The organism is Janthinobacterium sp. JC611 (genome assembly GCF_018682595.1).
GTDB lineage: Bacteria > Pseudomonadota > Gammaproteobacteria > Burkholderiales > Burkholderiaceae_D > Janthinobacterium.
Genome location: NZ_JAFLJN010000015.1, coordinates 85,917 through 100,940, shown reverse-complemented (window position 1 = coordinate 100,940; position 15,024 = coordinate 85,917). Strand labels below are relative to the sequence as shown.

Genomic DNA, 15,024 nt, shown 5'->3' with positions numbered 1-15,024 from the left:
ACAAGTAGTGACAAAAGTGATGGGTCAACTGACACTGGCGGCCGCCGGCGGCGCCCTGTCGCTGTTTCCCATCGCCCATGCCGGCGCCCAGGAGGCCACGCCAGATGCGGCGCCGGAGAGCGCCAGCGCCACGGAAGCGGCGCCCGCCCCGCTGCAGTACGAGGTCAAGGTCAACGCGCCCGGCGACCTTGATGAGTTGCTTGAAAAAAACCTGGACCTGGAACGCTTCCGCGGCAACCCGCGCATGGACCGCGAGCAATTGCAGCGCCTCGTGCGCGATACGCCCGAGCAAGCCAAAAACCTCGTCGCCACAGCCGGCTACTACACGCCCGTCGTCACGGTGCGCGTCGACACGACGGGCGCCAAACCCGTCGTCATCGTCGACCTCGACCCGGGCCAGCCGGTCACCATCGACAAGGTCGAGCTGGAATTGCGCGGCTTCGACCCCACGCCGCCGCTGGCGGCCAGCGAACCCTACGATACGGAAGCCCTGAAGCGCAGCTGGTCGCTGAAGACGGGCAGCGTGTTTCGCCAGGCCGACTGGGAAGCGGCCAAGCGCGCCCTGCTGCGCGAAGTGGTGCAGACGCGCTACCCGCGCGCCCAGCTGGTCGACACGCAAGCCGTGGTCGACCCGGAAACGCACAAGGTCTCCTTGCTGGTGGTGCTCGACAGCGGCCCCGAGCTGCGCTTCGGCGAACTGCGCATCGAAGGCTTGAAGCGCTACGACGCCAGCATCATCCGCAACCTCGACAAGATACGCCCGGGCGATTACTACAGCGAATCGGCGCTGCAATCGTTCCAGGCGCGCCTGCAGGACACGGGCTACTTTGCCAGCGTGGAAGTGAGCGCCGACATGAGCAGCATCCTCAGCGAGCAGATAGAGGCGGGCCAGGAAAGCCAGCAAGCCGAGGCCGCTCCTGGCGCCAAGCCCGCCAACCGCGGCCCCGCGCCGCGGCTGCCGCTGGTCGTGCGCGTGACGGAAAACAAGCAGCAGAACGTCAGCGCCGGTCTCGGTTTCAGTACCAACACGGGTAACCGCGCCCAGCTCAACTATGACAACCTGAACGTATGGGGCACGCGCTTCAAGAGCGCGATCACCATGGAAACGAAGAAACAGGCGGCGCACGCCAATTTTTACTTTCCAACGACCGAACGCGGCTACAACGACAGCGCGGGCGCCTCGTTCGAGCGCAGCGACATTTCCAACGAAATCACGGCCGTCACCACCATCTCGGCCAAGCGCAACTGGGGTGGCACCAACCTCGAACGCAGCCTGACGTTCGAGTTCCTCAGCGAAGACAAGACCGTCGTCGGCCTGGAACAGACGCGCAGCAAGAGCTTGCCGCTGACCTACGCCATCACCAAACGCAGCCTCGACAGCCTGCTGTTTCCCACCAAGGGCTACGTCATCAACGCCCAGGTGGGCGGCGCCCTGCTGCCCGTGCTGACGGACGAGCGCTTCGTGCGCGTGGCCGGCAAGGCCGTGTATTACCGTCCGCTCGGTGAAAAAGGCGAGCTGATCGTGCGCGGCGAAATGGGCGCGCTGGGCTCGAAGGAAAAACGCGGCGTGCCGGCCGTCTACCTGTTCCGCGCGGGCGGCGACCAGTCGGTGCGCGGCTATGGCTACCAGGAACTGGGCGTCAAGGAAGGCGACGCCACCATCGGCGGGCGCTACATGCTCACCGGCAGCGCCGAATACCAGTACTGGTTCAAGCCGAAGTGGGCCATTGCCGCCTTCTATGACGCCGGCAACGCGGCCGATACCGTGAAGGCGGCCATGACGCCGAAATCGGGCTATGGCCTGGGCGGGCGCTACAAGAGCCCCGTCGGCCCCATCAATGTTGACGTGGCATATGGCCACGCCGTCCAAAAATTCCGTCTGCACTTTTCCCTGGGATTCACCTTCTGATGTCCGATACTCTTACCGAATCCCCCCACGCCGCGCCCCCGCCGCCGGCAAAGCCAGCGCGGCGCTGGATGCGCTACCTGCTGATCGCCGTCGCCAGCCTGGCCGTGCTGCTGGGCGGCGCCTTCTGGTTCCTGGGCCGCGAATCGACCTTGCAGATGCTGGTGCAAAAAGTGGCCAGCGCCAGCGGCGGCGACATCGCCGTGTCGGGCGTCTCCGGCTCGCTGTACAACCGCATGCACCTGGGCCACGTCAGCTACCGCAGCAAGACGCAGCACATCACGGCCGACAACATCGACATCAACTGGTCGCCGTTCCAGTTCTTCTCGGAAGGCATCGCCATCAGCGAACTGCACGTGGCCAGCCTGTCCGTGGAAAGCACGGCGCCGTCCGAGGAACCGTCGAGCATGCCGGCCAGCCTCGCTTCGCCGTTCAAGATCGGCGTTGCCGACGCGCGCCTGGACAAAGTCACCCTGGTCAGCGCGGGCGGCAACACGGTGTTTGAAAAGATCCGTTTCACCTTATCGGGCGACAAGACGCAATGGCAGCTGGAAGACGCCTCGGCGCAGACGCCATTCGGCCAGGCCACGGCCAGCGCGACGATCGCCGCCACGCAGCCGTTCAAGCTGAGCGGCAAGGCAGGCTTGACGCAGCTCAATGCGGCCGCCGGCGAAAAACCGGCCGCCCTGCATCTGCAGCTGGGCGGCGACTTGAACGTGCTGAAGGTGACGGCCAAGGGCAATGCGGGCGCGGCCACGGCCGACGCCCAGCTGGCGCTGGCGCCGTTCGACCCCGTCATCATCCTGCGCTCGGCCAGCATCCGTGGCCGCAACATCAATCCGGGCAAGTTCGACGCGACCCTGCCGCAGGCGGACCTGAGCCTGGAACTCGACGCGGCCATCGACACCCGGCCCAACGCGCAAACCGTGTCGGGCAAGCTGGCCATCCTCAACCACGCCACGCCGGGCCCCATCGACCAGCAAAAACTGCCGCTGCGCCAGTTCGAGGCGAGATTGGGCGGCACCCTGACGGCCACGACCCTGGAGTCGGCCATCATCGACTTCGGCAACGCGGGCAAATTCACGGGCAGCGGCAAGCTCAACCGCAACGCGGCCGACGCGCCCATCGGCACGGCGCAACTGACCTTGCACACAGACAAGATCGACTTGCAGCACATCTACAGCAGCATCAACAGCACCAGGATCGTGGGCGATATCGTGCTCGACAGCGATGGCAAGACGCAGACCCTGCGCGCCACACTGGGCGAGGCCAAGCTGCGCCTGGACGTGGAAGCGACGCTCGCCGATTCCCTCGTGCAATTGCGCAAGGCAACCTTGCAAGCAGGAAAAAGCAGCGTCAACGCGACGGGCCAGATCAGCCTGAAGGATGAACAACCGTTCAAGGCCGTGGCCAGCACCAGCCGTCTCAATCCCGCCGACTTCGGCGCCTTCCCCGTGGCCGACCTGAACCTCGACGTGCGCGCCAACGGCCACGTGGCCCCGCAATGGCTGGCGAATGCGGACTTCACCGTGCGCCCCAGCAAGCTGCTCGACCAGCCCCTGTCGGGCAAGGGCAAGCTGACGGCCGATGCGGCCCATTTCAGCGGCATCGACGTGCAATTGGCGCTGGGCAAAAACAACGTCACGGCCAAGGGCAACTTTGGCGGCGCCGGCGAAAAGCTCAACTGGAACGTCGACGCGCGCCAGCTGTCCGCGCTGCAGGGCGACTTGCTGGGCAGCGTGCTGGCCAGCGGCGTGCTGCAAGGCACCGTGCAGCAGCCGCGCACGACGTTTGTTGCCGATGCGAAAGGACTGGGCCTCACCGGCGGCAAGCGTCCCGCGCCGGACAGCGCCATCCATGCCAGCGGCGACGTGGGCTTGACGGGACCGAAGCAGGCAGCGGAATTGAAAATGACGGGGTCCTTGCAAAAGATCAACCCGGCCTCCTTTGGCGCATCACTACCCAACGGCAACGTCAACGCAGATTTCAATGGCAGCGGACGATTGACGAGCGACTGGCAGGCGACCGTCAACCTGGCCCTGCGCGAATCGACCCTGCAAAACGCGCCGCTGGCCGGCTACGCCAAACTGTCGGCCAACGCGAAACGGGTCGACAGCGTCGATGCGGAACTGCGCCTGGGGCCGAACAGCCTGCTGGCCAAGGGCGCGCTGGGCGGCGCCACCGACAAGCTGACGTGGAAACTCGATGCGCCGCAACTGTCGACCCTGGGTCCCCGCTTTGCCGGCGCGCTGCAGGCGGCCGGCTCCGTCAGCGGCAAGATGGACGCGCCCGCCGCGCAACTGACGCTCGATGGCCGCGACCTGACCTTCTTTGGCGACCAGCAATTGAAATCCATCAAGGGCAGCGCCAGCGTGGGCGCCGGCCAGGGCGCGCTCGACCCCATGGTCAGCAGCCTGGAGATTACCGGCTACGGCACGCCCACCTTCAAGCTGGGCAGCGCCCGCCTGAGTACCTCCGGCACGCGCGGCAGCCATACGGTGAACCTGGCGGCGCGCAACGACGATTTCGACGCCAGCGTGCAAGTCCGCGGCAGCCAGAGCGGCGCCAACTGGACGGGCAGCATCGACAGCCTGCAAAACAAGGGCCGCTATGCGCTCGTGCTGCAGGCGCCCGTGCCCGTGAAGGTGGCGGGCCCGGCCGGCAGCGGCGTGGCGGGCCTGGGCCAGCCGGAACAGATCAGCGTGGGCAACACCGTCATCAAATTGCCAGCCGGCAGCATCACCATGCAAAGCCTGGTCAAGAACGGTCCCCGCTGGACCAGTTCCGGCCAGGCGGCCGGCGTGGCGCTGACCTACCTGGCGCAAGTCATTCCCTCGCTGCAAGCCAATGCGCGCAGCGACCTGACCCTGGGCGCGCAATGGTCGCTCGACATGCAGGTGCCGACGGCCAAGCAGAAAGATCCGTCCCTGGCCGGCATGCTGCACGTCTACCGCGAAAAAGGCGACGTGACGGTGGGCGTGGAACAGCCGCTGGCGCTGGGCTTGCGCACCTTCGATGCGCGCATCGACGTGGCCAACCAGCAACTGCGCCTGGCCGTGAAACTCGATGGCGCGCGCGCGGGCCAGAGCGATATCAATGCCACCGTGCAAATGCTGGGCGGGCGCATCAGCAACGACAGCGCCCTGTCCCTGACGGGCACCACCAATATCGATACACTGGCGTGGCTGGCGCCGCTGACGGGCCAACCGGGCCTGGAGCTGGGCGGCGCCTTGAAAGTGGCCCTGTCCGGCAGCGGCACCATCGGCGCGCCGCAATTGAATGGCGACATCAACGGCAGCAAGCTGCTGGTGAACTGGGCCGACCAGGGCTTGAAGTTGCGCAATGGCGTGCTGCAAGCCAAGCTGGCGGGCGACCAATTGCAATTGCAGCGCCTGAGCTTTGACGGCGGCGACGGCAAGGTGCAGGCCGATGGCTGGGTGCGCTTTGCGAATGGCGAGGCGAGCCTGGAACTGAAATTGCTGGCCGACCGCCTGCAGGCGCTGTCGCGCCCCGACCGCACCCTGGTTCTGTCGGGCAACAGCACCCTGGTGCGCAACGACAAGCGTTTCAGCTTTGAGGGCAAGTTCAAGGCCAACCGCGCGCTGATCGAACTGGCGCCGCAGGATACCCCGACGCAAAGCAGCGACGTGGTGGTGCTGGGCAAGGAAGTCAGGGGTAGCAAGGAAGCGCCGTCGCTGCCCCTGAATATCGACCTGGAATTTGACCTGGGCAATAACTTCCACCTGCGCGGCATGGGCATCGACGCGGACCTGGCGGGCAATGTGCGCGCCCGCGTCATCAACCGCGCCGCGCCGCGCGTGACGGGCAGCATCAAGGTCACCAACGGCCAGTACGCGGCCTACGGGCAAAAGCTGTCCATCGAGCGGGGCCTGATCGCCTTCACGGGCGCCTACGACAATCCGTCGCTGAACATCCTGGCCGTGCGCAAGAGGCCCGAAGGCGAAGCCCTGTCGGAAACGAACGTGGAAGCGGGCGTGGAAGTGCGCGGCACGGCGCAGGCGCCGACGGCCAAGCTGGTCTCCACGCCGAGCGTGTCGGACAGCGACAAGCTGGCCTGGCTGATCCTGGGCCACGGCGCGGAAACGGCGGCCGGCGATGAAATGGCCCTCTTGACGACGGCCGCGGGCGCCCTCTTCGGCGGCTCCGGCGGCGGCTTGCAAGGCAAGCTGGCGAACTCGCTGGGCCTCGACGAAGTGGGCCTGTCGCAGGCGCAAGGGCTGGAAAGCACGGTCGTCACCGTCGGCAAGCGCCTGTCCTCGCGCGCCTACCTGACGTTCGAGCAAGGCACGAGCACGGCGACGAGCCTGGTCAAGCTGCGCTACAAGCTGAACCGCCGCATCACCCTGCAATTCCAGACCGGCACGAACAATGCGCTCGACGTTTTATATACATGGGCATTCGATTAGATTGCGACAACCAGAAACAACAAAGGGCGCCTCGGCGCCCTTTTTCTTTGCTCTGCCGCAAAGGCGAGCTTACTCGGCCACGTCGAGGCCCCGCTCGATCATGCCTTCGACGTAAGCGCGCAGATATTGTTCCAGCGCGGGGCCGGACAGCACGTTGGCCGTCAGCGCGCCGTGCGGCGAGCCTTTCAGCACGCCGTCGTGATACACGCGCGCGATCCAGGCCACGTCCGTGCCCTGGGTGTAATCGAGTTCATAGTCGAACGATTCTCCGCTGACTTTGCGTGTGTAGACTTCCTTGACAATTGCCATCTAAAACAGCCTTTCTTGACGAGATTAACTGGGATGCGGGTGCGGCACGGGATCATCCTGCGGCACCGGATGCACGGGCCCCGGATGGTGCCCGGGCGCTTCTTGCGGCTCCGGCACCGGCATGGGTTCATCGACAGGCGCCGGATCGGGCGCGCGGTGGGCATGGATGACTGACATGGCGGACCTCCCCTGCGGACAAAGGAAGACCATACCACGAGATGCCCACCGCCGCCCTTATTTGCCTGCCGGCTGGACGTCGGCGGCCGGCGGCGCCGCGTTCTTCACATATTTCTCCAGCCAGTTGTTGCTTTCATACAGCATCTGCATGATCGATTCGCGCGCGCGGTAGCCGTGGCTCTCATTCGGCAGCATCACCAGGCGCGCCGTGCCGCCCAGGCCCTTGACGGCCTGGAACATGCGCTCGCTCTGGATGGGGAAGGTGCCCGAGTTGTTGTCCTGCTCGCCATGGATCATCAACAGCGCATCCTTGATCTTGTCCGCATAGTTAAACGGCGACATGGCCTGGTAGACGGCCGGCGCCTGCCAGAACGGGCGCTCTTCCGCCTGGAAGCCGAACGGCGTCAGGGTGCGGTTGTAGGCGCCGCTGCGGGCGATGCCGGCGCGGAACAGACGCGTGTGCGCCAGCAGATTGCCCGTCATGAAAGCGCCATACGAGTGGCCGCCGATGGCGATGCGATGGCGGTCGGCCACGCCCCGCTTGACCACTTCCTCGACGGCCGCCTCGGCATCGGCCACCAGTTGCGGCAGATACGTGTCGTTCGGCTCCTGCTCGCCGTTGCCGACGATGGGAAACGATGGATTGTCGAGCACGGCGTAGCCCATGGACAGGAAGGCGGCCGGGCCCCAGTAGCTGACGGCATTGAATTTGTAGGGCGAGCCCTTGGTCTGGCTGGCCGCGCTGGCCGTCTTGAATTCCTGCGGATACGCCCACATCAGGGTCGGCAGCGGACCGTCGCGGCGGGCGTCGTAGTTCGGCGGCAGCATCAGCGTCGCCGTCAGGTCCACGCCGTCGGCGCGCTTGTAGCGGATCAGCTCTTTCTGCACGTCCTTCAATTGCGGCAGCGGATGGGGAAAATGCGTGAGGGCCGTCAATTGCGCCGCGCCCTGCTGCTTCAGGTTGCGCACATAGTAATTCGGCTGCTCGGTCGGCGATTCGCGCGTCGACAGCAAGCGGCTGCCATCCGCGTCCAGCACGGCCACCACGTTTTCATAGTAGGGCGCGGCGCTCTGGAACAGGCGCTCTTTTTGCTTCGTCGCCAGGTTCAGGCGGTCGATGAAGGGACGGTCGCCTTCCTTCGAGGCGCCCTGGCCGTCGAGCAGGATGGAACCATCAGCGGTGATGAGCAAGCGCGGCAAGCCGGCCGCATCGGCGCGCATGACGGGCGTCCCCGGATCGTTGTAGCGGTCCTCGAACGATCCCGCATACACGAGGTCGGCCGGCGTGGAAGGTTGATCTGGCGCAATCTTCCACTGCTTGACGGCGCGCGTCTTGTACCATGCTTCGCTCAGCAGGGCCAGGTCGCCGCGCCCCCAGGCCACGCCCGCATAGCGCGAACCCAGCTTGGCCAGCACGGCCGGCTTGGTGGTGAACGGCGCCGCCTGCGTGTAGACGATGTCGCGGATCTCCGCCGCCCTGGCCGGGTCGCCGCCGTCCTGCGCTTCGGCCCACACGAGGGTGGCCGGCGCATCGACGCGCCAACTGACGGAGCGCACGCCGGCCGACACGGCGTCATTGCCTGGCGGCAGCCCTTCCTCCAGCGGCAGGGCCGCCAGCGCATGCTCCACCTTGCCATTCAGGTCGCGCACGTCGATCTTGTGGCCGAAGTCGTGCGCCGGCACGATATACGAATACGGACGCACGATGCTGGTCGTCAGCAGGTGCTTGCCGTCGGGCGAGGCCGACACGCGCGAGAACTGGCCCGGCTGGCCGACGAGGCGCTGCTTGCCCGCCACGTCCAGCAAGGCCAGCTGCACGGTGATGTAGTGTTCGAACAGCTGCGCATCCTGTTCGTTTTTCAGCAGGTCGGGATAGGTGCGCAATTGCTTGACGCCGCCGCCGGGCACGCTGTCCTGGATGGATGGGCCCGTCGGGATGCCGCTGGCCACGGGCGCCGCGCCCAGCTTGGCCGGCTTCAGCTGCACCAGCAGGGTCTTGCTGTCGGGCATCCAGGAAAAGCCGCGGCCATAGACGGTCGACAGCGATTGCGTGCCCAGCTTGCGCGCCGCTTTCGTCTGCACGTCGAGCAGCCACAGTTCCACGCCGGACTCTTTTACGCCCTTGGCGGGATCGGCATAGGCGACGTGCGTAAACGCCAGGTAGCGCTGGTCGGGCGACCAGGCCAGGTCGGCGATGCGGGGCGAGGCGGGCAAGCCGCTGACCTTGATGTCCTTCTGCGTATCGATGTCGAGCAAGCCCAGTCCCGTGTGGAAGCTGAAACGGCTGGCCGAATACGTGCGCGGATTGATGCGCAAGCCGGCCAGCTTCAGCTCCGGCTGCGCCACTTCGCTGATGCTGGGCAAGGATGGCGTGGGCAGCACGGCGGCCAGGTTGCGTTTCGGGCTCAGGCTCAGGGTCGGCGCGCGCGGCGCATCGACGATGGCTTGCAGGGGCGCCGGCGGGGCTTGATAAGCGCCATCTTGCGCCATGGCCAGAGTAGACGAGGCCATCAGGCCAACGGTGATGGGCAGCAAAGGCAAACGAGTAGACATGGAACTCCAGTGTATGAAGGTGGTGACAGGCAGCGAACGCACGGCACCGCTCATGGCGGCGCTGTGTGACAGGGCATAGTGCGTTCATGCCATGTAAATGTCAACAAGCAACTTTTACCGTTTAACAAGCATCGCCGCCCGTCCCCATCTGGCTTACAATCGCTGTTTTACCCGCACCCGATTGCCTACATGGAAACCACCACCCTCGCCCTGCTGTTCCTGGTCCCGCTGCTGGTCTGGCGCATTTATTCGCGCCTGAAGAAACTGGTGGCGCGCCAGAAATCGCAGCTGTGGCGGCACTGGAGCGTGGCGGTCGCCCTGCCCGCGCTGCTGCTGTTTTTGGCCACGACGACGAAATTCGACGTCCTGCCCCTGTCCAGCCTGGGCGCGGCGGCGCTGGCCGGTGGCTGGCTGGGCGTGCTGGGCTTGAAGCTGACGCGCTTCGAACAGGTCGGCAAGGATTTCTTCTTTACCCAGCACCGCTACCTGGGCCTGGCCATCACGATGCTGTTCATCGCCCGCTTGCTGTACCGCGGCATGGAAATCTACCTGAACACGCGCCTGGACGTGCCCGTGCCGCCGCCGCCGTTCGGCCAAAGCCCGCTGACGATGGCCGCCTACGGCCTCGTCATCGGCTACTACGCCGTGTATGCGTGGGGCCTGGTGCGCTGGCGCCAGCGCAACAAGCCGCTGCAAGCCGCCGAGTAAGCGAGGTCAGTAATACCGGCACAGGCCTTCGCAACTGGTCGCCGACAAGGCCTGGCGTATCGTCGCCAGCGCCGGCGCCAGGGCCGGATCGAGATCCGTGTCCGCATCGGCCAGGCTGGTCAGCAGGCGCTCGCGCAACGGTGGCGCCATCAGCCTGGCATTCGCCGTGGCGTGCTGCGCGGCCGCTTCCAGCATCCGCTTCTTTTGCACCACGTTCCAGAACGGCACTTGCACGAACTGCACCACGCTCGTGTAAACAACGGCCGTATTCTTGCTGAACGCGCGTGCGCGCAAACGTTCGGGCCCGCTCACCGCGTCCGCCGGCTGGGCGCTGAATTCCTGCTCCATCAGCGCTATCAGATGGCCATGGCAATGCATGCTGAAAGCAAATAACATGCTCATTTCATCGCCATAATTGGCCAGGTTCTGCGTCACTTGTTCCTTGCGCGCCTGCTGCAGCTCGGTGCCGGACAGCGGCAACGGCCATTCCATGCCAAACGCATAGTATGTTTTTCCCAAACGCATGGCCTTTTCGCAGACGGCCACGCTCTGGTTCACGTCCTGCAGCGCGGCGACGGGCGCCCGGAACAGGCGCGGGCCGTCGGCGATGTGGGAAAACAGCTGCGCCACGGCAGGATCGCGCAGGCGCGGCAAGCCGCTTTGCGGCGTCGCCTTGGCCATCAGCGCTTCCAGCTGGCCGCTGGCTTGCTGGAAATCGGCATGGCTGTCGGCCCAGGCGGCGGGCGCCAAGAGGATGGAGGAAAGGCAGAACAGGCGGCCGAGGCGGCGCAACGGCATGGAAATCGACTGTGACATGGATCAGGAAAACACTATTGGAAAATAGGCAATTATAGGCAATCTGTATCCACAGTGCATTGAATTGCGTTTTACACCACACCTACCCAGGCGAGAATGGTCACGCGCGGCCAGCGCGCCGCATAGCCGTGGAAGGCATCCCACACGAGGTTGCGCACGGCGCCGGCGCCGATGCAGCAGTGGGGCAAGCCCAGCTGCTCCACTGCGTGCAGGGCCTGCAGGCACCATGGCGTGGCGCGGGCGATGACGCGCAGGCGCGCGGCAAGCAGCTCCTGCGTGCGCATGCGGCTAAGGCCGGATCTGCGGCGCCACGCCGTCGTGGCTAACCGTGCCCTCGACATTGCCGAAGTACACGTCCAGGTCTTGCTTCGGATGGAAGTTGCGCAGCTTGACTTGCAAGGTGGTGGGATTGATTTTGCTAAACGTGCCGGGGAAGCACAGGCTGACCAGCTCATCCGGCTTGCCCTTGATCAAGTTCAATGTGAAGTCTTCGATGCCATTCTTCCAGGTGTTACCTGTCGTCAAAATGTACGACACCCACACGGCATTGACGAAGCCGCCCTCGCCCTGCTGGGCCGCCAGGCGGTTCCACGTCTTGTAGAAGGCCTTGTCGCCGCAGTATTTCTTTTCAAATGTATTCCCATCGCCCAGGTAAGACGCGCCGGGGCCGGCCGCGACGAATGGCGCATATTGATGGCGCACGCGCACGACTTTACCGGCGGGGAATTTCTGCTGCCACAGGTAGATGACTTTCACGCTCCAGGCCGGCACCCATTCCTCATCGTACAGCTGGGCCAGCAAACCTTCGCGGATCATGATCTTGCTCTGCGCGGCCGTCAGCGGCGCCACCTTCTTGTCGAACGGCGTGTGCGAGGGGAAATACGCGATCTGCGCGTCCGACAAGCCCAGCTGGCGCAGCCGGGCCGTCACGTCTTTAGCGTCGAGCTTGGCGACGAAGGTGGTTTGATACTCCTTGCGCTTGCCATCCACGTCGACGGTAAACTGCTGCGGCTGGCCGTAATACGTGGGCGAGCCGTGGTAGCCGGACGAGTATTCGGGCAAGGGGAAGAAGATCGTCTCTTCCACGTCCGTTTTCGATTCGTTGAGGAACTCGTATTCGACCTTGATCAATTCCGCGCTCACGCTGAGCACTTCCTTTTTCATGGCCACGGCATCGGTCTTGCCGAACAGGATGCCGCCCGCGCTCACGGAGCCGATGCCGTCGTTGGCCACGGCCGGCGCCGAACATGCCAGCGCCAGCGCGGCAGCTGCCAGCAAGGTGCGCACAAGCATCACGCCGCCTTGCCCGAGACGGGATCGACCCGGCGTTGCAGCACGAAAATCGGTTGCGCCCATTGGGTATCCTTTTTCTTCTTGCTGGTGATCAAGGTCAGCTCCGACGGATCGTAGACATCCGTGTTGTGCGTCAGCGGCGTCGTCATCAGGTATTGCGCTTCCGTGTTTTTCAGGAACTCGCCCACCAATTGAATGTTGCGGATGTCGAGGTGGGCAAACGGTTCGTCGATGAAGACGAAGCCGCCGGAACCATCTTCCGATTTCAGCAAGCCGATCAGCAGCACCAGCGACTTCATCACCTGCTGGCCGCCCGACGCTTCGCCGTCGTTCATGCCGATGACGCCCTTGCCGTCGAACTTGAAGCGCACGTGCAGGCCTGCCTGCGACAGCTGCACGTCGTCGTTTTCCAGGCGCACGGGGTCGGCATGCACTTCGATGCCGGCCAGTTCGCCCAGCTCCTTGATGTTCTTGCTGTAGGTCTTGATGGTGTAGCGCAAGCGCTCCATGTAGGCGCCGCGCGCATTGCCCGTCGCTTCGATGGCGCGGTTGTTCTGGTAGCGGCGCTCGTCCGTTTCCGACTGGCGGCCATGCAGCTGATCCGACAGGCGGTGATGCTGGTCGATGACGGTGGCGTCGAGTTCCCAGTCGTCGCGCGCCAGGCTGTTTTGCAGGCTGGCCACGCGCAAGTCGACCTGGTGCGCATTCTGATGCTCGGCGACAAGCGCCGCGCGTCGACCCGGCCTGCGCCAGCTTTTCGGCAGGTGGCGCCACGCGTGGCGCAGGGCCAGCAAGGCGCGCGCATGCTCGGCGCGCTGTTCAATCTGCTTCTTGTAGCCGAGGCGCGCACCCGCTTCCGCCTCGGACAGGGCCAAGCGCGCGTTTTGCCACACCGTATCGGCGCGCGTGCGCGCCACGGTGGCGTTCTTGGTGAGGTTTTGCAGCTCGCCCAGGCGGCCGCCCACTTCCAGGCGCTCTTCCTTCAGCGGCTTCGAGTTGCGCAGCGCTTCGGCGAATTCTTCCTGGCGCGCGCTGAGTTCCTTGGCCGCGTCGACGCCGGCGATGCGCGCTTTCAGGGCGCCCACTTCGGCTGCCAGTTTCGAGATCGCCAACGTCAGCGTGTCTTCCTGGCCTTCCAGGCCCGGCAAGGAGCGCAGCAGCGCTTCGAGGCGGCCGCTGCGGCCAGCCTGACCAAAGCGGTAGCGCGACGCTTCCACGAACAGCGAGCGCCCGCCGCGGCGTTCGCGGTGATACGCCTCGGGCGTAATCCATTCTTCGTGGTTGCCCAGTTTAAAACCCGCCTCGACGGAATCGACGCGCGCGATGCGCGACAGTTGCTCGATCAGCCAGCTGGGCACGGGCGCGGAGAATTTCACCACGGCCAGCAGGCTCTCGTCTTTCGCCACTGGCGCCGTGACCAGGTCGGGCACGATGAAGTGGCGGTAGCGCTCCTTCTCGGCCAGGCGGTAGGCGGCCGCCGCATCCTTGGCCTTGTCCAGCAACACCACCGAAGCGTAGCCGCCCAGCACGCCTTCGACGGCGCCCTGCCAGCGGCTGTCCGTCACCTCGACGATGTCCGACAGCATGGCGTGGGATATCCCCGCATCGCGCAGCGCGCGGCGCATGCCGCGCACATTGTCCGGCTCCGGCATGGCCGTCTTGCCTTGCAGCGCGGCAATCGTCGCCTGCTCGGCCGCGATGCGCGCCGACAGGGCGTCACGCTGCTGGCGCTGCTGCAGCAATTGCGCTTCCTTCTGTTCCAGCTGCGCCGCCACTTCGGCGATGTCGCTGCCCGAATCGGCAGCCAGCTTGTGCAGGCGCTCCTTCTGCTCCAGCAGGCTGTCCAGCGGCTTTAATTTGGCATTGATCAGGGACAAACGGCTCTGCAAGCCGATCGACTCCTGCTCCAGCAGGGTTTCATTCATCTGCGCGTCGGACAGGGCCTTCGCCTGCGCGGCCAGCGCATTGCGTTTATCCGTCAGCTGCTGGTCCGCCTGCGCCATCGGTTTGCGCGCATCGCGCAATTGCCGGCTGGCGATGGCCGCCTTTTCGCGCGCCTCGTGGTACTGCAAGCTGGGCAGCACCTCTTCCAGCAGGTTGCGGCGTTCCTTATGTAAACCTTCCCATTGGTGGTAATTGGCCACGCGCAGGCGCAAGCCTTCCAGGTTGGTCTTCGATGCTTCCAGTTCCGTCTCGAAACGCTTCAGCTCCACTTCCGTGTCGCGCTGGTGGCGCTTGGCTTCGTCGTAGGCGTCCAGCACTTCCTTGTCGCCAAACACCTGGAACACCAGGTCGAGCAGCTGGCGCGGCGCGTATTCGCACAATTTGTCCGTCTCGCCCTGCTCCAGCGCCAGCACTTTCGACATGGCCGGCGACAGGCCCGCATTGGCCAGGCGCTTGCGGTAGTTTTCCACACCGAGCCAGTCGTTGGCATCCGTGATGTCCTCGATCTGCACATTGCCCGGACGCATCAGATACTGGCGCTTCCAGTCGCCGCCATTTTTCTGGATCTGGCAAAACAGGGTCACTTCATCGTCGCTGAAAAAGCCGGAACTGCGGAACGGCCGGTTCGACAGCTGCTTGCCCATGTTCTTGTTGTCGACCACGGCGCGCAGCCAGGCCGTCTGCTGGCCCGAGTGGCGCGCATAGTGCTTATAGGTGCGCCCCATCGAACAATCGAGGCCGAACAGGGTGCGCAAGGCGTCGAGCAAGGTGGTCTTGCCCGAGCCGTTCTGCCCCGCGATGGTGATGATCTTCGCGTCGAGCGGGATGTTCTTGATGCGCTGCCAGTAATCCCAGTGCACCAGTTCAAGTGATTTGATATGAAACATGGGC

Annotated in this window: 10 protein-coding genes; 3 read left to right on the top strand and 7 right to left on the bottom strand. The window is 65.0% G+C overall.

The features are described from left to right. The first annotated feature begins 19 nt into the window (after positions 1 to 19). Both J0O65_RS11440 and J0O65_RS11435 read left to right on the top strand, forming a co-directional pair. A complete protein-coding gene (locus J0O65_RS11440) occupies positions 20 to 1,909 on the top strand; it encodes an autotransporter assembly complex protein TamA (RefSeq protein WP_215406836.1) in 1,890 nt (629 codons plus the stop codon). Further along, positions 1,909 to 6,333 (top strand): translocation/assembly module TamB domain-containing protein, encoded by a 4,425-nt coding sequence (locus J0O65_RS11435; RefSeq protein ID WP_215406834.1) that lies wholly within the window; start codon positions 1,909 to 1,911, stop codon positions 6,331 to 6,333. Before J0O65_RS11440 ends, J0O65_RS11435 begins: the two co-directional genes overlap by 1 nt. Positions 6,334 to 6,402: 69 nt before the next feature. On the opposite strand, the gene J0O65_RS11430 is transcribed toward J0O65_RS11435, so the two are convergent. The 3 genes from J0O65_RS11430 to J0O65_RS11420 are packed head-to-tail and all read right to left on the bottom strand — an operon-like array spanning position 6,403 to position 9,372. Further along, complete coding sequence (locus tag J0O65_RS11430) at positions 6,403 to 6,642, bottom strand: hypothetical protein (protein WP_099378551.1); 240 nt, start codon at positions 6,640 to 6,642, stop codon at positions 6,403 to 6,405. A gap of 24 nt (positions 6,643 to 6,666) precedes the next feature. After that, positions 6,667 to 6,819: a hypothetical protein gene (locus tag J0O65_RS11425; RefSeq protein ID WP_180277129.1), complete on the bottom strand. Its 153-nt coding sequence runs from the start codon at positions 6,817 to 6,819 to the stop codon at positions 6,667 to 6,669. A 57-nt stretch (positions 6,820 to 6,876) separates the two neighbouring features. Then, entirely contained in the window at positions 6,877 to 9,372 is a 2,496-nt protein-coding gene (locus J0O65_RS11420) for an alpha/beta hydrolase family protein (RefSeq protein WP_251373673.1), read from the bottom strand. A gap of 189 nt (positions 9,373 to 9,561) precedes the next feature. Here J0O65_RS11420 and J0O65_RS11415 point away from each other — a divergent pair, with 189 nt between their 5' ends. Continuing rightward, complete coding sequence (locus J0O65_RS11415) at positions 9,562 to 10,080, top strand: CcdC protein domain-containing protein (protein ID WP_215406832.1); 519 nt, start codon at positions 9,562 to 9,564, stop codon at positions 10,078 to 10,080. A gap of 6 nt (positions 10,081 to 10,086) precedes the next feature. Here the strand turns inward: J0O65_RS11415 and J0O65_RS11410 are convergent, their stop codons facing one another. From J0O65_RS11410 to J0O65_RS11395, 4 genes are all read right to left on the bottom strand, one after another. Beyond that, positions 10,087 to 10,878 (bottom strand): hypothetical protein, encoded by a 792-nt coding sequence (locus tag J0O65_RS11410; RefSeq protein WP_215406830.1) that lies wholly within the window; start codon positions 10,876 to 10,878, stop codon positions 10,087 to 10,089. A gap of 89 nt (positions 10,879 to 10,967) precedes the next feature. After that, entirely contained in the window at positions 10,968 to 11,180 is a 213-nt protein-coding gene (locus J0O65_RS11405; RefSeq protein WP_215406828.1) for a nucleotidyltransferase family protein, read from the bottom strand. Between the two features lie 4 nt (positions 11,181 to 11,184). Then, positions 11,185 to 12,189 (bottom strand): DUF4424 family protein, encoded by a 1,005-nt coding sequence (locus J0O65_RS11400; protein WP_215406826.1) that lies wholly within the window; start codon positions 12,187 to 12,189, stop codon positions 11,185 to 11,187. Further along, the gene (locus J0O65_RS11395; RefSeq protein WP_215406824.1) at positions 12,189 to 15,020 is read right to left on the bottom strand and encodes an ATP-binding protein; all 2,832 of its coding nucleotides are present in this window, start codon (positions 15,018 to 15,020) and stop codon (positions 12,189 to 12,191) included. The genes J0O65_RS11400 and J0O65_RS11395 overlap by 1 nt, the downstream gene beginning before the upstream one ends. Positions 15,021 to 15,024 lie beyond the last annotated feature (4 nt).

What these genes read in the sequence shown, in the direction of transcription:
- J0O65_RS11440 (WP_215406836.1), top strand. Translation starts at nt 20, where the DNA reads ATGGGTCAACTGACACTGGCGGCCGCCGGCGGCGCCCTGTCGCTGTTT.
- J0O65_RS11435 (WP_215406834.1), top strand. Translation starts at nt 1,909, where the DNA reads ATGTCCGATACTCTTACCGAATCCCCCCACGCCGCGCCCCCGCCGCCG.
- J0O65_RS11430 (WP_099378551.1), bottom strand. Translation starts at nt 6,642, where the DNA reads ATGGCAATTGTCAAGGAAGTCTACACACGCAAAGTCAGCGGAGAATCG.
- J0O65_RS11425 (WP_180277129.1), bottom strand. Translation starts at nt 6,819, where the DNA reads ATGTCAGTCATCCATGCCCACCGCGCGCCCGATCCGGCGCCTGTCGAT.
- J0O65_RS11420 (WP_251373673.1), bottom strand. Translation starts at nt 9,372, where the DNA reads ATGTCTACTCGTTTGCCTTTGCTGCCCATCACCGTTGGCCTGATGGCC.
- J0O65_RS11415 (WP_215406832.1), top strand. Translation starts at nt 9,562, where the DNA reads ATGGAAACCACCACCCTCGCCCTGCTGTTCCTGGTCCCGCTGCTGGTC.
- J0O65_RS11410 (WP_215406830.1), bottom strand. Translation starts at nt 10,878, where the DNA reads ATGCCGTTGCGCCGCCTCGGCCGCCTGTTCTGCCTTTCCTCCATCCTC.
- J0O65_RS11405 (WP_215406828.1), bottom strand. Translation starts at nt 11,180, where the DNA reads ATGCGCACGCAGGAGCTGCTTGCCGCGCGCCTGCGCGTCATCGCCCGC.
- J0O65_RS11400 (WP_215406826.1), bottom strand. Translation starts at nt 12,189, where the DNA reads ATGCTTGTGCGCACCTTGCTGGCAGCTGCCGCGCTGGCGCTGGCATGT.
- J0O65_RS11395 (WP_215406824.1), bottom strand. Translation starts at nt 15,020, where the DNA reads ATGTTTCATATCAAATCACTTGAACTGGTGCACTGGGATTACTGGCAG.